The organism is Segnochrobactrum spirostomi, assembly GCF_009600605.1.
In the GTDB taxonomy this organism is placed as follows: domain Bacteria; phylum Pseudomonadota; class Alphaproteobacteria; order Rhizobiales; family Segnochrobactraceae; genus Segnochrobactrum; species Segnochrobactrum spirostomi.
This window is the reverse complement of record NZ_VWNA01000003.1, coordinates 675,734-693,947: the sequence shown is the minus strand read 5'-3', so window position 1 is coordinate 693,947 and position 18,214 is coordinate 675,734. Positions and strand designations below refer to the sequence as shown.

Annotated in this window: 16 protein-coding genes and 1 pseudogene; 3 read left to right on the top strand and 14 right to left on the bottom strand. The window is 68.6% G+C overall.

Features of this window, described 5'->3' with window-relative positions; all coding sequences use genetic code 11:
• Positions 1–60: 60 nt before the first annotated feature.
• A complete protein-coding gene (atzD, locus tag F0357_RS23220; RefSeq protein WP_153490960.1) occupies positions 61–1,137 on the bottom strand; it encodes a cyanuric acid amidohydrolase in 1,077 nt (358 codons plus the stop codon).
• Positions 1,138–1,231: 94 nt separating this feature from the next.
• Positions 1,232–2,443 (bottom strand): pyridoxal-phosphate-dependent aminotransferase family protein, encoded by a 1,212-nt coding sequence (locus tag F0357_RS23215; RefSeq protein ID WP_153490956.1) that lies wholly within the window; start codon positions 2,441–2,443, stop codon positions 1,232–1,234.
• A 147-nt stretch (positions 2,444–2,590) separates the two neighbouring features.
• On the opposite strand from F0357_RS23215, the gene F0357_RS23210 reads away from it, so the two are divergent.
• Entirely contained in the window at positions 2,591–3,310 is a 720-nt protein-coding gene (locus F0357_RS23210; protein WP_246161865.1) for a GntR family transcriptional regulator, read from the top strand.
• Positions 3,311–3,394: 84 nt separating this feature from the next.
• Here the strand turns inward: F0357_RS23210 and F0357_RS23205 are convergent, their stop codons facing one another.
• The 6 genes from F0357_RS23205 to F0357_RS23180 form a co-directional block, all read right to left on the bottom strand.
• Complete coding sequence (locus F0357_RS23205) at positions 3,395–4,399, bottom strand: hypothetical protein (RefSeq protein ID WP_153490948.1); 1,005 nt, start codon at positions 4,397–4,399, stop codon at positions 3,395–3,397.
• 77 nt (positions 4,400–4,476) lie between these two features.
• Positions 4,477–5,565 carry an ABC transporter ATP-binding protein gene (locus F0357_RS23200; protein ID WP_153490944.1) on the bottom strand — a complete coding sequence of 363 codons (1,089 nt, stop codon included), beginning with the start codon at positions 5,563–5,565 and terminating at the stop codon, positions 4,477–4,479.
• The gene (locus F0357_RS23195) at positions 5,565–6,872 is read right to left on the bottom strand and encodes an ADP-dependent glucokinase/phosphofructokinase (protein ID WP_153490942.1); all 1,308 of its coding nucleotides are present in this window, start codon (positions 6,870–6,872) and stop codon (positions 5,565–5,567) included. The genes F0357_RS23200 and F0357_RS23195 overlap by 1 nt, the downstream gene beginning before the upstream one ends.
• Positions 6,869–7,762 carry a carbohydrate ABC transporter permease gene (locus F0357_RS23190; RefSeq protein ID WP_208948565.1) on the bottom strand — a complete coding sequence of 298 codons (894 nt, stop codon included), beginning with the start codon at positions 7,760–7,762 and terminating at the stop codon, positions 6,869–6,871. The genes F0357_RS23195 and F0357_RS23190 overlap by 4 nt, the downstream gene beginning before the upstream one ends.
• Positions 7,763–7,767: 5 nt before the next feature.
• Complete coding sequence (locus F0357_RS23185) at positions 7,768–8,715, bottom strand: carbohydrate ABC transporter permease (protein WP_153490938.1); 948 nt, start codon at positions 8,713–8,715, stop codon at positions 7,768–7,770.
• On the bottom strand, positions 8,712–10,052 hold the full coding sequence (locus F0357_RS23180) for an ABC transporter substrate-binding protein (RefSeq protein ID WP_153490936.1): 1,341 nt from the start codon (positions 10,050–10,052) through the stop codon (positions 8,712–8,714). Before F0357_RS23180 ends, F0357_RS23185 begins: the two co-directional genes overlap by 4 nt.
• Before the next feature lie 201 nt (positions 10,053–10,253).
• Here F0357_RS23180 and F0357_RS23175 point away from each other — a divergent pair, with 201 nt between their 5' ends.
• Positions 10,254–11,051, top strand: coding sequence for a DeoR/GlpR family DNA-binding transcription regulator (locus F0357_RS23175; protein WP_153490934.1), 798 nt, complete (start codon positions 10,254–10,256; stop codon positions 11,049–11,051).
• Positions 11,052–11,117: 66 nt separating this feature from the next.
• On the opposite strand, the gene F0357_RS24835 is transcribed toward F0357_RS23175, so the two are convergent.
• From F0357_RS24835 to F0357_RS23150, 6 genes and pseudogenes are all read right to left on the bottom strand, one after another.
• Complete coding sequence (locus F0357_RS24835; protein ID WP_312861804.1) at positions 11,118–12,107, bottom strand: 4-hydroxyphenylpyruvate dioxygenase family protein; 990 nt, start codon at positions 12,105–12,107, stop codon at positions 11,118–11,120.
• Between the two features lie 237 nt (positions 12,108–12,344).
• Positions 12,345–13,039 (bottom strand): annotated as a pseudogene (locus F0357_RS24830) (sugar phosphate isomerase/epimerase family protein); the annotation flags it as partial.
• A gap of 42 nt (positions 13,040–13,081) precedes the next feature.
• A complete protein-coding gene (locus F0357_RS23165) occupies positions 13,082–14,338 on the bottom strand; it encodes an aminotransferase class III-fold pyridoxal phosphate-dependent enzyme (RefSeq protein ID WP_153491592.1) in 1,257 nt (418 codons plus the stop codon).
• Positions 14,339–14,340: 2 nt separating this feature from the next.
• Positions 14,341–15,627: a TRAP transporter large permease gene (locus F0357_RS23160; protein ID WP_153490932.1), complete on the bottom strand. Its 1,287-nt coding sequence runs from the start codon at positions 15,625–15,627 to the stop codon at positions 14,341–14,343.
• Positions 15,624–16,130, bottom strand: a complete 507-nt coding sequence (locus F0357_RS23155; RefSeq protein ID WP_153490930.1) for a TRAP transporter small permease — start codon at positions 16,128–16,130, stop codon at positions 15,624–15,626. The genes F0357_RS23160 and F0357_RS23155 overlap by 4 nt, the downstream gene beginning before the upstream one ends.
• A 7-nt stretch (positions 16,131–16,137) precedes the next feature.
• A complete protein-coding gene (locus F0357_RS23150; RefSeq protein WP_153490927.1) occupies positions 16,138–17,130 on the bottom strand; it encodes a TRAP transporter substrate-binding protein in 993 nt (330 codons plus the stop codon).
• A gap of 211 nt (positions 17,131–17,341) precedes the next feature.
• Here F0357_RS23150 and F0357_RS23145 point away from each other — a divergent pair, with 211 nt between their 5' ends.
• A complete protein-coding gene (locus F0357_RS23145) occupies positions 17,342–18,211 on the top strand; it encodes a LysR family transcriptional regulator (protein ID WP_153490925.1) in 870 nt (289 codons plus the stop codon).
• Positions 18,212–18,214: the final 3 nt, after the last annotated feature.

The following is an 18,214-nucleotide window of genomic DNA, read 5'->3' as shown; positions in this document are numbered from 1 at the left end:
GGCCGCCCGCTGGCCGGGCGTTGTGAAAGGCGGAGGCGGGCCGCGAACGACGGCCGAAGGTCAGGCGGTGCCGACGCGGACGATGGCGGCGATCGGGGCCTCACCCGGCGCGCATTGGTGCTCGGTGCCGCCGGAGACGAAGATGGCGCTGTCGCCGGTGACGGAGGCGATGACCGCGCCGAGCGAGGCGCGCGCGTGGCGCTCGTAGTTGATGTCGGCGTCCGACAGCATCGTCGTGCGCCGGCCGCGCAGGACGCCGCCCGGAGGTGCCTCGGCCTTGGCGAAGATCGAAACGATGTCGGCGGTCGTTCCACCCGCAGAGGCGGCGGCCCGGGCGACGGCCGCGGCGTCGACCACGTCCGCGAGCACGGCGTGGCCGATCGCGAGATCGCCACCGGCAGTCGGGGCGTTGCCGAACAGCAGGATCTCGCAGTTCTTCAGTTCGCCGCCGGCCGAGGTGTTGGCGACCGTCGTGTAGAGGTCCATGTCGCGGGCGATGACGTCGTCTCCGAGGGCGTCCTCCTCAACCTCTCCGAGGGCGAGGGCGACGCCGAGCGCGGTGGCGCCCCGCGCATAGGGCTTCGAGCCGTTCGGATCGGTGGTGACGAGGCGGGCGCCGCGGGCCCGCGCCTCGGCGATCATCGCGGGGGTCAGCAGCGGGCCCTTGACCTGCACATAATGCACGTCGGCGGCATCGACGATGCCGGCTTCCGCCTGGGCGTGGCGCACCGCCTCGGCGACGACGTGGACTTCGGCCATCGTCCCGACCTCTTCGGCGGCGAGATCGCGGGTCACGGCGATCCCGAGCGCCAGGCGCTTGGCCCCGGCGGGCGCGGCTTCGGAGCGGGTGAAGACGGTGGCGTGCGGGCTCAGCACGCCCTCGGTGCCGCCCGACCAGACGAAGGCGACCCGCTTCAGAACCGCGTCGCTGGAGGTGCCGAGGTGCCGGGCGATCAGGAGGGCGAACGAGAGGGTCGCGAAGCCGCGGGTGAAATCGTTGGCCCCGCCGTTGCCCTCGGTCTTGCCGATCACGGCGACGATCTCCCGCGGGTCCACGGTACCGTCCGCGATCATCCGATCGAGCGCCGAGACGTCGTTCGGGCTGTTCATCAGGACCTTGTGCGCGTCGATGCGCATGCCGTTCTCCTTCACGCTTCTCAACGCTCTCTCCCGGTCGCCCACATTGTCCGCGCTCCCCGCGCCTCAGCGGCGCGGCGGAACCGCCGGCTCGTCATGCTGCGTGGGATGAATCCTCGCGCTCCGCCGCGCGCCCTTCCGCATCCGCCTCTTTTAGCACTGCGAGCGCGGCCGCGAGCCCGCCGGCGCGATGGGGCACGCCCGCGGCGGCGAGACCGAGCTCCACGCCCGCGAGTGCACCCATCAGCGTGAGGGCGTTGCAGGCGCCGAGGTGACCGATCCGGAAGACGCGGCCCTGCAGCTTCGCAAGTCCCGCGCCAAGGGACATGTCAAAGCGCTCGAGCACCACCCGGCGGAACGCGTCGGCATCGTGGCCGTCCGGCATCAGGACCGCGGTGAGGACCGGCGAATATTGCGTCGGATCGAGGCAGAGGATCTCGAGGCCCCACGCCGTGACCGCGGCGCGCGTCGCCGCCGCAAGGCGCCGGTGGCGCGCGAAGGCATTGTCGAGCCCCTCCTCGCGCAACAGGCGCAGCGCTTCGCGCAGGCCGTAGAGCAGGTTGGTCGCCGGCGTGTAGGGGAAGAAGCCGCTGGCGTTCGGGCCGAGCATCTCCTGCCAGTCCCAATAGGAGCGGCGCATCGCGTTCGCGCGGGACGCGGCGAGGGCCTTCTCGGACACGGCGTTGAAGCCGAGCCCCGGCGGCAGCATGAGCCCCTTCTGCGAGCAACTCACCGTGACGTCCACGCCCCATGCCTCGTGGCGATAATCGATCGAGCCGAGCGAGGAGATGGTGTCGACCATCAAAAGCGCGGGGTGGCCCGCGGCATCGATGGCGCGGCGCACGGCGGCGACGTCGCTGGTGACGCCCGTCGACGTCTCGTTATGAACGACCATGACGGCCTTGAAGCGCTGCGCGCGGTCTTCGGCGAGGCGGGCCTCGATCTCGCTTGCATCCACACCGTGGCGCCAATCGCCAGGAATGAATTCAATTTCGAGCCCGAGGCGTGTCGCCATCCGGCACCACAGCGTCGCGAAATGACCGGTCTCGACCATGAGCACGCGATCGCCGGGCGACAGCGTGTTGACGATGGCCGCCTCCCAGGCGCCGGTTCCCGACGCCGGGTAGATCAGGACGGGGCCGCTCGTTTTGAATGCAAAACGGCAGCCTTCCAGCACCTCGTGGCCAAGCTTCTGGAACTCCGGACCGCGGTGGTCGATCACCTGCAGGCCCATCGCGCCCAGAATGCGCTGCGGAACCTGGCTGGGGCCGGGAATCTGCAGAAAATGCTGACCGGACCCGCTCATGCTCGCGCCTCACTGTCGGAAGGCGCGGTCTGGGTGCGCGCCGTGCCCCGATAATGCATTCAAAAATGGGGAGAGCAAGCGCTATTATGTAATTCAAAGAATGAACTGGCAGAATCCATCTGCATGCGATAAGCTTAGGCAGTCATGATGAATTCGTTAGCACAGAATGCACAGGTTCCGGGCGAAGCGCTCCTGCCTCCCGACGAGGCGCGGGGGGCGGCGTCGCTTCACGACGAGGTTCTCGCCCGCCTGCGGGATTATCTGGTCGAGGGCAACCTCGCCGAAGGGGGGCGAATCCCCGAGCGCGAGCTGTGCGCGCTGTTCGGCATTTCCCGCACGCCGCTGCGCGAGGCCCTCAAGGTTCTGGCCGCGGAAGGGTTGGTGGAGCTGCTGCCCAATCGCGGCGCGCGGGTGCGCGAACTGAGCGCCAAGGATCTCGCCGAGCTGTTCGACGTGATGGGCGGGCTCGAGGCGCTGGCCGGCCGGCTCGCCTGCGAGGTGATCACCGACGCCGAAGTCGCGGAGATCGAGCAGCTCCATTACGAGATGTACGGCTCGTACCTGCGCCGCGACATGCACGGCTATTTCCAGATCAACCAGCGCATCCACCAGCGCATCGTCGATGCCGCGCGCAACGGCGCGTTGAACGCGACCTACGGCGCGATGACGAGCCGCCTGCGCCGCGCCCGGTTCGCCGCCAACACCTCGCGCACCCGCGACCGCTGGAGCGAGGCGATGCGCGAACACGAGGCGATCCTCGACGCGCTGCGCCGCCGGGCCGGACCGGAACTCGGCGAGATCCTGTTCCAGCACCTCCGCAACAAACACCGCGCCGCCCTCGACGCCAAGGAAACCGCGGGGGGCTGATCCCGGCGCGCCATCTCACCGGCCGCGGCTGTCCGCGGCCGGTTTTCTTTTGGGGCGCTTCCAGCGCCGCCGATGCGGACCGGGTCAGGCCGATGCAGCGGCCTTGAGCACCTGTTCGGTGACGGCGCTGTCGTCCTGGAAGCTGCGCACCGCGGCGATGCCCTGGTCCTTCAGCGCGGCATGGTAGGACTTGACCGCTTCCAGCGGCTTCAGCTCGCCGTCCGCCACGAGGCGCATGTGGCGCACCATGTCGAGCTGGCTCTCGGCGAGATTGATCTTGCGGCCGAACAGGGCCACCCGCGCGCCGTACTTCTCCGCCTGATAGAGGAGCTCGAAGGTGTCGCGCGTCGTTCCCGCGCCGCCGCCGAGGACGCCGACGACCAGCCCCGGATCGTACGACGCCAGCTCTTCGAGCGCCTTGGCGCCGTTATAGGGATATTTCAGGAACTGGGGCCGGTCCGCCTTGAGCAGGCCCGAAAGGCAGCGGGCCAGGTTGTCGTTGACGAACGAGCCGATCGCCTCGGGCGGGATTCCGGCGTCGATGTTCGGATTGAAGACCTCGAGGAAATATTCGATGCCGTTCGCCGCCGCGTCGGCGAGGAACTCGTGAAAGGCTTCGAGCGAGCGGAGATCCGCGTCGATATCGTTGACGAAGGTGATCGAATAGAGCCCGAGATTGCCGATCTTCGCCTTGGAGACGCGCTCCAGCGAGGCCGTACGGAACGGCCGCGACGGTCCGAGCTTGCCGTATCCGTTCGGCCGCGCGCCCCAGATGTCGGTGGTGTCGTTGGCACGGAACGCCGGACGCACCTGGGTGCCCGCGAACGCGCCGGCTTCCTGCAGCGCTTCGAGGTTGGAGGCGGACACGAGCATGATGTCGAGCAGATCCTGGCGGATGATCTGCATGATCATGTCGAGGAATTCCGGCCGCGTGCGATAGCGCACGAAGCTGCCGTCCGCCGCCCGGATCGGTCCCGTCGCCGGGATCGGGTTGGACATGTCGCCGTCCTTGGCGTCGGCGATCATGAAATCGCCCTTGGCGTAGTGGCCCGCGCGGATCTTGGCGAGCTTGGCATTCATACGGAACATGGGATCTCCTTGGGGTTCCGGTGGAAGGGGCCCGGGCTGCGTTGGCGGACGTGCCGGCCCGGTTTCGGGGAGAGGGATCAGGCGAGCGCGCCGCTCGCGACGCGGCGGCCCGATCCGTCGAACAGGTGCGTGCCGGCCGGTGCCGCGCGCAGGCGGATTTCCTCGCCGACCTTGAGGCGCGGCGCGCCGACGTCCTGGACGACGACCGGGTTGCCGCCGGGGCCGGCGATGTGGACGAGGGAGGAGCCGCCGAGATGCTCGATCAGGGTCACGCGGCCCTTGATCGGCCCGTCGGCGGCGCAGGTCAGCGCCTCCGGGCGCAGCCCGACGCTGACGGTGGCGCCCGTGCCGAGCGGCGGCGGGCCTTGGAAGGCGATGCGGGCGTCTCCCCCGACGGCGACGGTGTAGGCGCCGTCGCGGACGGTCTCGATGCGGCCCGGTAGGACGTTCATCTGAGGCGAGCCGATGAAGCGGGCGACGAAGAGGTCGTCGGGGCGCTCGTAGAGATCGATGGCACCGGCCGCCTGCACCAGCCGCCCCTTGTCGATGACGGCGATCTTGGTCGCGAGCGTCATCGCCTCGGTCTGGTCGTGGGTCACGTAGATCATCGTCGTGCCGAGGCGCTGGTGGAGCTCGGCGATCTCGACCCGCATCTGCACCCGCAAGGCCGCGTCGAGGTTCGACAGCGGCTCGTCGAACAGAAACACCTTGGGATTGCGGACCATGGCCCGGCCCATCGCGACGCGCTGGCGCTGGCCGCCGGAAAGCTGGCGCGGATAGCGGTCGAGCAGATCCGTCAGGCCGAGGATGGCGGCGCTCGTGCGCACCTTCTCGGCCGCCTCGCCGGCGGAGACCTTCGCGAGGCGCAGCGAGAAGCCCATGTTCTCGGCGACGGTCATGTGCGGATAGAGCGCATAATTCTGGAACACCATCGCGATGTCGCGGTGTTTCGGCGGCACGTCGTTGACGGTCTGGCCGTCGATCGAGATGGTGCCGGACGTGATCGTCTCGAGACCGGCGATCATGCGCAGCAAGGTGGACTTGCCGCATCCGGACGGCCCGACCAGCACGACGAACGCGCCGTCTTCGATCTCGAGATCGATCCCGTGGATGACGCTGTGACCGCCATAGGACTTGGTCACCGATTGGAGGGAAACGGGGGCCATCAGGAACTCCTGGCATTGTCCGCCGGAACGGCGCTCAGCGCGTCACGCGCGAGCATCGGCCGGTAATCCGGGACCGCGTGGACGAGGAGGCAGCCGGCGGTGAAGCTGTCGCCGAGGCCGAGCGTCGAGGCCGGATGGGCGAGATAGGGGGCGGCCACGCAGACGGCCGATCGCTTTGTCGAAACGGTCGAGATCGTGGGCGTCAGCGCTACACCGAAATGCGCGCCCTCTGGACAGGCGGGGCGAGGCACGGGGCGGCCCGCCGCCGCGCGGGAGGCGGCGACGAGGCAGCCGGCTGCGAGGCTGTCGAGCTCGATTTCGGGGTCGCCGGTCGTGATCGCGAGCGCCCAATCGTCGGCGTGGACCACGAGGCGTCCGAGCCCGAGCTCGTCGGCGAGCCAGCTCGCCTGGTCGACGACGCTGCTGCCCGCCATGTCCCCGACGAGCGCTTCGAGCTCGTTGCGGTTCAGGCCCATCGAGGTGATCGTGGGTGTCAGCGCGGCGATCGTGATGTCGCGAGTGCCGGGCCAGGGATATTCGCCGAGTTCGAGGTGAACGAGGCCGAGGCCGGCGCGCCGCCACAGCGCGGCGGCGTCAGAGAGGAGCGCGAGCGCTTCCGGCAGCCGGTCGGGCGGCACCGTGTTCGGCGACGCCAGCAACCCCGCTCTCAGGCCCTGGCCGTGGGCGGACACCCAGGCGGCGAGGTTCGGATCGTGTTGCAGGCCCTCGTCCGCGAACCGGACGATGATCCGTGTGGACCGCGGCGGGACGATGCCGAGGAGGGGCCGGCCCGCCTGGTATTCGAGAACGTAGTGAGCGGGCTTGCCGTCGCGCGGGAGAATGTCGGCGGGGCTGCGCAGGCTGTTCGGCCCGGCGGCGACGCGGATGCCTGGATGGAGCGCCGCGAGTTCGTCCGCGCCGGCCTCTCCGAGCGCGAGGATCGCCGGCGCCCCGAGCTCGGCGAGCGTCCACGCCGCCTGGGCCGAGGTGCCGCCGATCGACAGCCCGTTCGCGCGGGTGAACGGATCGAGGACGGCAGGGCCGTCCGGCCAATCGACCAGGATCTCGCCGCCGCGGCCGGCGGCGACCCGCGCCAAGATCCGCTCGAGAAAGGCCGCCGCCTTGTCGTCGCCGAGACGGGTGATGGCGGGCGCGCAGGCATGCAGATCGAGGGTGCGGTCGAGGCAGACGGCGAAGCCGGTGACGACCGGCGTCGCCCGGGCGACGATATCGGGGAGGCGCGCCGCGAGACGCTCGTAGGCGGTCGCCCAGGCGGCAGGGGACGGATCGGTGGGGCGCGCCATCATTCCTTCACCGCTCCCTGGGTCAGGCCCTGGATGATCCAGCGCTGGAAGGCGAGGACCAGGGCGACGAGCGGCAGCGTGACCACCACGGACGCCGCCGCGAGGTCTCCCCACGGCACGTAATAGAGGTTGGTGAAGTTCGCGATTCCGACGGGAATGGTCTGCCGGTCGATGCCGGAGGTGAAGGCGAGCGCGAACATGAACTCGTTCCACGCGGCGATGAAGGCGAGCAGGCCGGTGGTGACGAAGCCGGGCAGCGACATCGGCACGATCACCGACACCATCAGTCGAAGCGGTCCGGCGCCGTCGATGATGGCGGCCTCGTCGATCTCCCGCGGGATCGCCTGGAAATAGCCGAACAGCACCCAGATCGTCAGCGGCAGGCCGAGCGCGAGATAGATGATGATCAGCGCCGTATAGGTGTTCATCAGTTCCGTGACCGACGCGATGATGTAGAGCGGCGCGACGATCGCGATCTGCGGAAACATCGATACGCAGAGAAACAGCGAGAGGATGCCGAACCGGGCGAAGATGCGCAGCCGGGCGAGAGCGAACGCGGCCGCGCCGCCGATGACGAGGCAGAACAGCGTTGTCAATCCGGCGACGATGGCGGAATTGACGATGTAGAGCTGAAACTGCTTCTCGACGAAGATGTTGTAGAAGTGCTCGAACGTCGGCGGCCACGGGATCAGGCTCGGCGTCGCGGCGGTGAGCAGGCGATCCTCCTGGAACGCCGTCGAGACCTGCCAGAGAAAGGGCGCGACCGACCACGCCACGACCAGAAAGGCGCCGATCGCAAGCGCGGTGCGGGCGAGGCCTGAGCGGAACCGCCAGGAGAGGCGGCGCGGCGGCGTCCAGGGCCGATCGAGCGGCAGGGGCGAGGAGAGCGGCATGGTCCTCATCCTTGTTCGCGCTTGATGCGGCGGGCGATGAGGAGGCCGAAGGCCGACGCGACCAGGATCTCCGTGAGGAACATGGCGGTCGAAATCGTGCTCCCGTAGCCGAAGTCGAGTGCCGAAAACATCGTCTTGTAGGCGAGCGTCGACAGCACCTCCGTGGAATCGGCTGGTCCGCCGCCCGTCAGGACGTAAACGAGGTCGAAGATGCGGAAGGCGTCGAGCGCCCGGAACATGCCGGCGATGAGCAGGGTCGTGGCGAGCAGCGGCAGCCGGATCGCCCAGAAGGTCTGCCACGGTCCGGCGCCGTCGATCCGCGCGGCCTCGACGAGGGATTGCGGGATCGTCTGCAACCCCGCGAGGAGGAGCAGCGCCATGAAAGGCGTCGTCTTCCAGACGTCGGCGATGATGATGGTGAGAAGCGCGGTGTGGCCGTCGCCGTACCAGTTCACGGCGCCGTCGATGATCCCGCATTGTATGAGAAGCCAATTGACGATGCCGTGCTGGCCGTCGAACAGCCAGCCGAACATCCGCGAGGTCACCACCGTCGGGATCGCCCAGGGGATCAGCATGGCGGCCCGCACCCCGCCGCGCCCGCGGAATTGCTCATAGAGCAGGAGCGCCATCGCCATGCCGAGCACGGTCTCGATCACCGTCGAGGCGGTCATGAAGACCAGGGTGTGGCGCCACGCGGACCAGAACTGGTCGTCGCCGGCGAGGCGGGCATAGTTCGACGATCCGACGAACGCGTCCTCCTGCGTCGACAGCATCGTGTCGCGGAACGAGAGGCGAAGCCCGTCGATCACGGGGAAGACGGAGACCGCGGCGAGGGTGATCACCGCCGGTGCGAGGAAAAGCAGAGGAGCGAGCGACGTGGACCGGCTCCTCCGCTTCGTCTCGACCCTCCGTCCGCGGCTGGACACCAGCCGCGCGGCGGAGAGCGTGCTCATTTTCCGACGATCCTTTCGAGGTTCGCCTTGGCGCGCTTCAGCTCGGCTTCGACGTCACCGTTGGTGATCGCCCGCGACACGGCGGACTGGAGGGCGAGCGAGACCTGCGAATATTTCGGCGTCACGGGCCGCGGCGTCGCGCCGACGAACACCGGCTTCAGCGTCTGCATGAAGGGCTGCGCCTTGCCGAGCTCGGGGCTGTCGAAGACCGCGGGACGGCTCGGGGCGAGGCCGAGTTCGGTGGCGAACAGAAGCTGCGTCGCGGGGCTCGAAAGCCACTTGAGGAACTCGATCGCCGCCTCGCGGTGGCGTGTCGTCGCGTTGACGCCATATTGGTAGCCGCCGAGACAGGCCGCGCTTTTGCCGCCGGCGAAATGCGGCAGCGGCGCCACGCCGACCTTGCCGTCCACCGAAGACGCCTTCGGATCCTGAGCGATCGGGTAAACATAGGACCAATTGCGCAGGAACACCGCGTCGCCGGCGGTGAAGGGCGCGCGCGACGGCTCTTCGTCCCAGCTCCGCACGTCGGTCGGGCTGATCCTGTACTTGGCGATCGTGTCGTACATGAACTGCACGGCGGCGACCGCGTTCGGCTCCGCAATCTCGACCGTCTTGCCGTTCGCGGCGAGGATTGACCCGCCATGGGAGGTGACGAACTCGACGAGGTCGCAGATCAGGACCTCGGCCTGCTTGCCCTGCCAGGAAAATCCGATCTTCGCCTTGCCGGCCTTCTGAATCTCCGTCGCGGTCTTGACGAGATCGTCCCAGGTCTGCGGCACCGCGGCCCCCGCGGCTTCGAGCAGATCCTTGCGGTAATAGAGCATGCCGCTGTCGACATACCAGGGCAGGGCGGAGAGCTTGCCGTTCCATTTGCAGGCGGCGAGCACGCCGGGGAAATAGGCGGCTGCCTCCTCGGCGCTGACATATTGGTCGAGCGGAAGCGCCCAACCGGCGCCGGCGAACTCGGCGATCCACACGACGTCCTGGGTGAAGACGTCCGGCGCGCCGTCCTTCTTGGCGAGCCGCTGGACGAGGCCCTGATGCACCTCGGTCGACGCGCTCGGCGGCGGCAGCTCGTCATATTTCACGAGGATGCGGCTTTGCGACTGGTTGAAGACGTCCACCATCTCCGCGACGGTGCGATTGCCGAAGAATTTGGCACTCGCGAAGGTGATTGGTGTGCGGTCGGCGGCGTTGGCGATCGTGGTCGATTTGAGGATGGCCGGGGCGGCCAGGGCCGCGCCCGCGGCGAGGCCGGACAATTGCAGAAAAGCACGACGGCCGAGCGTGATCGCCGTGCGATCACCCTCGCGCCCACCCTCCAGGCGGACTTTCATGCGGTCTCTCCCTATCGCTCTTGGGTTTCGTCTTTTGGCGAAACTTCTCTCATGAGCGGGCTCAGGAAACCAGCATAATGCCGAAACGTCAAGCGCAATGCAGGGCGACTTAGTGCATGTTTATGCGGCTTTGCCGTACGGCAGACCGCATGCTATGGGTCGAACGCACCGAGATGGTGCAGCCTGGAGGGATGCAGGCCCATGAGCAGCGTGGAAAACAGCAGCGCAGAACGCGACAGTCCGGATGCGACTTTGCCGGCACGCCGGCGTGCGGATATCCTCCGCATTCTGCTGCAGAACGGCCAGATCACGGTGGCGGAGATTTGCGCCCGGTTCGACGTGTCCGCGGATACGGTCCGCCGCGATCTTGACATTCTGGCCGACCAGGGGCTCGTCAGCCGCATCCACGGCGGCGCCCTGCCGGCGCCGCAGCTCGCCACGGCCGACACCCCGTTCGATCTCCGCATGAAGGCGCGGCACGGCGCAAAAACCCGCATCGGCCGCGCCACGGCGGCCCTGATCGGCGACGGCGAGACGCTTCTGATCAACGGCGGATCGACGACCATCGCCGTCGCGGCCGCGCTCGAGCACCGCCGCCGCCTCACCATCGTCACCAATAATCTCGGCTTGCCGACGGCGATTCCCGAGGGGGCGCTCCGCAACCTCTATCTGATCGGCGGCGAGATCCGCAGCGGCGCCCAGGTCACCCTCGGCCCCGTGAGCTTCGTCGGCACCGGCCCGATCGCGGCCGACACCGCGATCATCGGCGTGGGCGGTGTCGATGCGGCGGGATGCTGGACGAGCCATCTCGCCGAAGCCGTGATGATGACCGCCATGGTCGAGGCTGCACGGCGCACCATCGTGGTCGCCGATTCCGGCAAGTTCGGCCGCCACGCCTTCGTCAACGTCGCGACCTTCGAGAAGGTCGCCGCCTTCGTGACCGACGCCGATCCCCCCCCGACCTCCGCGCCGCCCTGGAGGCCGCCGGCACCCGGCTGATCGTTGCTGAAGGCGGCGGGGTGGATTGACCTGCGGCGCGGGTCCCCGCCCGGCCCCGTCTTCGTTTCACCCTGCGACGGGTTTGGCGAGTCTGGCTTGGGCGGCGAGGCGGATGGGGGCGTTGGGGGCGCCGTAGGCGTCGTAGGCGCGGCGTTCGACGATCTCGAAGAAGAAGCGGTCGGCGAAGGTGCGGGTGTAGATCTGGAAATATTCGCCGCCGGCGGCGTCGCGGTCGTAGAGGATGCGGCCGGCGCGCAGCCGGTCGACGAGGTCGTCGTCGAGGGCGAAGCGGGCGATCAGGTCCTCGTAATAGTTCTCGGGGATCGGCAGCGGCGCGAGGCCGCGGGCCGTCAGGGCGGCGGCGGTCGCGAAGATGTCGCGGGTCGCGAGCGCGATGTGCTGGGTGCCGGAGCCGAAGAATTCGCTGAGGAAGCGGCCGGAGAGGGTGCGGCGGCTCTGGGAGGCGTTGAGGACGACGCGCAGGGCGCCGTCGCGGGTGGCGACGACCTGGCTGCGCGTCAGCCCGCCCGGATCGGCGACGTCCTGCCCCGGCGTCTTCTCGACGTCGAGGATCGCGGAATAATAGAGGAGCCACGACAGCATCTCGTCGTAGTCCATGGACTGGGAGAGATGGTCGACGCCGACGAGGCCGGCGTCGGCCGGGGTCTCTTGGTCCGGTACCTCTTGGTCGAGTACCGCTTGGTCCGCCGGATCGACGGGATCGAAATCGACCTCCCGCCAGCGGGCGCGCTCGGTGTCGTCGACGAAATAGATCAGGCTGCCGCCGACGCCGCGCACGGCGGGCATCTCGATCTCGCCAGCGGCGACGGCCTGGCGGAAGGGGGCGGCGAGGAGGCCGCGGGCGCGGCGCTCGGCCGCCTCGGCATCGGGCACCTTGAGGCACCAGGCGCACACGCCGGGGCCGTGGGTGATGTAGAAGGAATGGGCGAAGCCCTCGCGCTCGGCATTGACGACGAGGGCGATGGCGCCCTGGGTCCAGACCTCGACCTCCTTGGAGCGGTGACGGCCTGTGCGGCGGAAGCCGAGGCTCGCGATGAGGCGGCGGAACTCGGCCGCGGAGGCTTCGTCGAGGGCGAATTCGACGAATTCGACGCGCTCGACGGCGCTGCGCGGCGGCAGGGGCAGCGCGGCCCGCTTGGCGGTCGCCGTGATGTCGGCGAGGCCGATGCGGTCGGCGAGCGTGAGCAGGGAGCGCTTGCCGTCGACGGCGACGGCGCGGGCGGAGCCGGCGCGGAACTGGTCGTTGAAGATCTCGAGGGAGAGGACGCCGTCGTAGCCTGTGGCGCGGACGGCATCGAGGAAGTCGGCGACGGGGAGATCGCCCTGTCCGGGCATGGTGCGGAAGTGGCGGCTCCAGGAGAGCAGGTCGAGGGCGAGCTTGGGGGCGTCGGCGAGCTGGACGAGAAAGAGGCGGTCGGCGGGGATGGCGCGGATCGAGGCGGTGTCGATGCCGCGGGCGAGGGTGTGGAAGCTGTCGAGGATGAGGCCGACGGCGGGATGGTCGGCGCGGCGGACGATCTCCCAGGCGTCGCGGTGGTCGTTGACGAAGCGGCCCCAGGCGAGCGCCTCGTAGCCGATGCGCAGGCCGCGGCGGGCGGCGCTCGCGCCGAGGGCGGCGAGATCGTCGGCGGCGCGGTCGATGCCGCCGAGGGCGTGGGGGAGACGTTGGAGCAGACGAGGAGGAGGTCGGCGCCGAGCTCCTGCATGAGGTCGAACTTGCGCTTGGCGCGGTCGAAGGCGCGCCCGCGCAGGGGCTCGGGCAGGCCCTCGAAATCGCGGAAGGGCTGGAACAGGGTGATCTCGAGGCCTTCCTCGCGCACCAGCCTGCCGGCCTCGCGGGCCGACAGGTCGAAGGCGAGGAAGTCGTTCTCGAAGATCTCCACCCCGTCGAACCCCGCCCGGGCGATCGCCGACAGCTTCTCCGGAAGGTCCCCGCTCAACGACACCGTCGCAATCGACGTCTTCATCCGCGAATTCCTTCCATTGGTGCGCGCCGGCGACCGCGCGCGTCAGCGGGCGGCGATGGCCTCGGGGGCGGCGGCGAGTTCGCGGGCCGCGGCCTGGAAGGCGTCCCGGGCGAGCCGCAACGCCTCGCCGTCGTGCCTTGCCGACAGATAGTGGCGTCCGAAGCGGCCGATCATCGACATCAGCCCGGCGCGTCGGAGCGCGACGTGGAGCCGGGCGGCGAAGCCGTGATCGCCGATGCGCTCCGCCTCAGCGTAGGACCTCGGCGCCATCGGCGCCGGCCAGATCGTGAACACGGTGCCGAACCCGCTGGTGCAGACGTCGAGACCCTGCGCGGCGAAGCCGGCGACGACATCGCTCTGCAGGCGATCTCCCGCGGCGTGGAGAGCGCCGTACTCCACGCCGTCGAGCACGGACATCGAGGCCTTCACCGCGGCGCAGGCGACCGGATTGCCGTTGTAGGTGCCGGCGCGGTGGACGCGGTCGTCCTCGAACGCCGCCATCACGTCGGGGCGGCCGACCAAGGCGGCGACAGCGATGCCGTTGCCGATCGCCTTGCCCACGGTCGCGAGATCCGGCGCGACGCCGAGATGGTGCGAGGCGAGCCCGGCATGGAGGCGGAAGCCCATCAGCACTTCGTCCATGATGACGAGGGCACCGTGGCGGCGGGCGAGCGCGGCGACGAATTCGAGATAGCCGGGCTCGGCGAGGATGCAGCCGGCATTCGCCATCATCGGTTCGAGAATGATCGCGGCGATGTCGTCGTGGTCGGCGAACAGCAAGTCCGCGTCGGCGCGGTCATTGAAGCGCAGGAGCAGCGTATCGCCCTTCGCCGGCCGCGCGTTGGTCGTCATGGCGGCTTCGCGGGACCCGGCATTGCCGAACGCGACGTCCTCGAACCAGCCGTCGTAACCCGCGGCCATCTTGACGATGCGGCGCCGACCGGTGATGGCCCTCGCCGTCTTGCAGGCGAGGTGAACCGCCTCGCTGCCGGAATTGACGAAGATCACCTTGGAGAGATCGCCGGTGTGGGCGGCGAGCGCCGCCGCGGCCTCCTCTTCCAGGGCGTGGGCGTAGGCCGGCATCGAGCCGCGCTCCAGCGCCTCCCGCACGGCGGCCGTCACCACCGGATCGGTGTGGCCCAGAAAGGTGGCGCCGAAGCCGAGCGCCGTATCGACATAACGCCGCCCCTTGTCGTCGAAGACATAGGGGCCTTCGGCGCGCGCCACGAGAAAGCGCTCGCCGTCCACGTCGGGCACCGCACGCCCGCCGCTCGAAATCCCACCGACGAGATGCAGCATCTTCACAGACCGAACATTTTGGGGAGCCACTCGGTGAGCGACGGGAAGGCGACCAGACCGGCGACGCAGACGACGCTCGCGATCCAGTAGGGCACGAGCCAGCGCGACACGGACCACATGTCGAGCTTCGCGACGTTGCAGACGACGAAGATGTTCGTGCCGATCGGCGGGGTGAACAGCCCGATGCCGAGGGTCATCGTGAAGACGACGCCGGTCTGGTAGGGCTCGAGACCCGCCGCGAGCGCGATCGGAACGAGGATCGGCGCGAGGATGATCAAGGCCGGCCCGAGATCGAGCCAGAAGCCGACGACCTTCAGGAGCACGAGGACCAGGATGATGGTGACGATCGGCGTGGTGTGGAGCCCGGTGATCCAGGCGGCCGCGTTCGCCGGCACCTGTTCGACGGTGAGAATCCAGCCGAACGGCGTCGCGAGCGCCATGATCATCATGATGACGCCGGTGGTCGCCACCGCCGAGGCGGCCGCCTTGTAGAGCGAGCGGAGCGGCAGCTCGCGATAGACGAAGATGCCGACCGCGAAGGCGTAGACGACGGCGAGGGCCGACGCTTCGGTCGCGGTGGCGATGCCGCCGATGATCGAGCCGAGCACGAGCGCCGGCATCAGCAGGGCCGGCAGGGCGCCGACGATGTCGCGCCGGATCTCGCGCCACGGAGCGGGGTGCTCGTTGCGCGGGAAGTGATGGCGCTTGGCCACGACGTAGGAGGCGATCATGAACACCGCGGCGATGAAGGCGCCGGGCACCAGGGCGGCCACGAGAAGGCCACCGATCGAGGTGTTGGTGAGCACGCCGTAGAGAATGAGAATGACGCTCTGCGGGCCGATGATGCCGAGTGTGCCGGAGGCCGCGGTCACGGCCGCGGCGAAGGCTTTCGGATAGCCGCGCTGCGCCATGGCGGGGATCATGATCGAGCCGACCGCGCCGGTGTCGGCCGTCGCCGAGCCGCTGATGCCGCCATAGACGAGCGCGGTTGCGACGTTGACGAGCCCCAGGCCGCCGGTGATGCGGCCGAAGATGTGCTCCGCGACCTTCATGATGCGCGCCGTGAGTCCGCCGCGGTTCATCAGTTCGCCGGCGAACAGGAAGAGCGGGATCGCGGCGAGCGTAATGGCGTCGGCGCCTCTGACGGTCTGCTGGGCAAACCAAGCCGGCGGCAGGCCGAGATGGCCGACATAGATGGTGAGGAGGCTTGCGACGCCCATGCACCAGGCGATCGGAACGCCGATCAGGAGGAGAATCGAGAAGCTGAGGATGAGCACGAGGACGGTCATGCCGCGCCTCCCGTCACGCGTGGGCGGACCATCGCGCGGACCCGGGCGAGGGCGATGAAGATCGCGGCGACGCCGAGAACGATCACGGTCGCGGTGACGACACCCGTCGGCAGCCGCAGCACAGAGGTCGGAACCGCCCAGGAGCGCTGCCAGACGGCCCAGCCGCTGACGAGGAAGGCGATGCCCATGACGAGGAGCGCCAAGGCGGCGACCAGATCGAAGACGCGCCGCAGCGGCGCGGGCATCGCCTGCTTCAGGGCCTCGAACGCGACGTTCTCGCCGCGCAGCTCGGCGTTGATGAGGCCGATGAAGGTGATCCAGATGAAGGCGATGCCGGCGATCTCGAACGACCATTCGAACCCGCCGAGCTCGAAATAGCGTGCGATGACGCCGAGCAGCGTCGACGCGAACATGACGACGAAGGCGACGACGCCGACGAACTCGAAGATCAGGGCGCTCGGCCCCCGCCTCGACGGCGGGGGTTGCTGGTGGGGCTGTTCCATTCCGGCCTCAGTGCGCCTGGGCCGCTTTCTGCACGGACGTGACGAGGTCCGCGCCCCATTCCTTCGAGAACTCGCCGTAGACCGGCTGGACGAGCGCCTTGAACGGAGTGGTGTCGACCGTCGTGATGGTGACGCCCTTGGCCTTCAGGGTCTTCTCGGTCTCGGCGTAGACGTCGCCGAGCGCGGAACGATACCAGACCACAGTATCCGTCGCGGCCTTGGTGATCGCGGCCTGCTGATCCGGCGTCAGGGCGTCGAAACGCTCCTTGTTCATGTACCACCAGTTCGCCGTCCAGATATAATTGGAAATCGAAAGGTGGTTCGCGACTTCATACCACTTCGAGTCGTAATAATCGCGGATTTCCGGCTCCACCGCCGCGACCACATGGGACTGCAGCGCGGTGTAGACCTGACCGAAGGGAATCGATTCCGCGAGCGCGCCGAGCTGCTTCATGGTCGCGAGGATGACCGGGTTCGGCGGGGTGCGGATCTTGAGGCCGGCGAGATCGGCCGGGGTCTCGATCGACTTGTTGGTCGCGAACTGGCGGAAGCCGGAATCGAGGACGCCGAGCATCAGGTAGCCGCGATCGGTGCCGAAATGCTGGATCTTCTGGCCTTCCGCGCTGTCGAGGAAGGCGTGCACCGCGTCGGCGTCCTTGAACAGGAACGGCAGCGAGAGAACGTTGAGCCGCGGATCGATCGCGTCGATCGCGCCGCCGAGGCCGATATCGATCGAGCCCGCGCCGACGCCGTCGGCGATCGGACCTTCGTCGCCGAGCTGACCGTTCGGGAAGATCTGGACGACCACTTCGCCCTTCGTCGCCGACTTCACCTCTTCCGCAAACCGCTCGACCGCCTCGTTGATCAGGCTGTCGGGCGAGGAGGCGTGGGCGAGCCGCAAGGTCGTTTCGGCATTCGCACCCGTTGTCGCGAGCCACGCCATCGCGAGGCCGGCGAGAAGGGTGCGCGCGAACACGCGGTGCGTCGATCTCTGAAACATGGATTCCCCTTTGCGATTTCTCTTTTTCGCAGGCTAAGGATAGCCAGGGTGCCGGAGGTGTGAACGCGAGATTGCTTATGGCTGCATAAGCGCCCTTGATCCCCGAAGGACCGCGAGCGTTCAGAAGTCCTTGGCCCCCTCCCGGCAAAAGGTCTTCGACAAAGGCGCCGGCGCTCGGGCCGGCCGTGGATCGGGTGTTCAGGGGCGGCTCATGCGTAATCTCGACAGCGATTCCCTTGCCGCTTTTCTCGCCGTCGCTGAGACCGGCAGCTTCACCGCCGCCGCGGAACGTCTGGGGCGCACCCAGGCCGCCGTCAGCATGGCGATCGGAAAGTGGGAGGAAAGGCTCGACGTCCGCCTGTTCGACCGCGCCCATCGTCGCGTCACGCTCACTCAGATGGGACAGCGGCTTCTCGGATATGCCCGGAAGATCCGCGCAATCGAGGACGAAGCGCTTGCCGTGCTGCTTGAAGGCCGCAACGAGAGCCGTGTTCGGCTCGGCATGCCGGACGATTATCTGACCCTGTTCGGCACAGCCTTGCTGGAGCGCTTCGTGCCCTCCCATCCGCTCGTCAGCTTGGACCTGCGCTACGACTTTTCCCACCGCCTCGAACAGATGGTGGAGACGCGGGACCTCGACGTCGCGATCGTCACCCAATCGGCGACCGAGCCCAAGGGGGAGCTGATCCGCATCGAGCGGCAGATCTGGTGCTGCGCGCCGAACCGGCACCCGGAGCAGGCCGTCAACCTCAGGCTCGCCCTCTTCCCCGAAGGCTGCCGCGCGCGCCCCCATATCCTCGCCGCGCTCGATGCCGCCGATTGGCGCTGGCGGATCGCCTATTCCTCGAGCGACATCGCCGGGATCCGTCTCGCCGTCGCCTCCGATGATCTCCTCACGGTGCTCCCCGAAAGCGCCGTGCCGGCCGAGTGGCGCCGGCTCGGACCGGAGCACGGATTGCCGTCCCTTCCGCTGCTGCGCCTGTCGATGATTCTCCCCCAAGAGCCGCGGCTTCCCGTCCGCCAACTCGCGTCCTTCCTGCGAATGGAGTTTCAGCGGGCGATGAGCACGGCGGACGTCTGAATC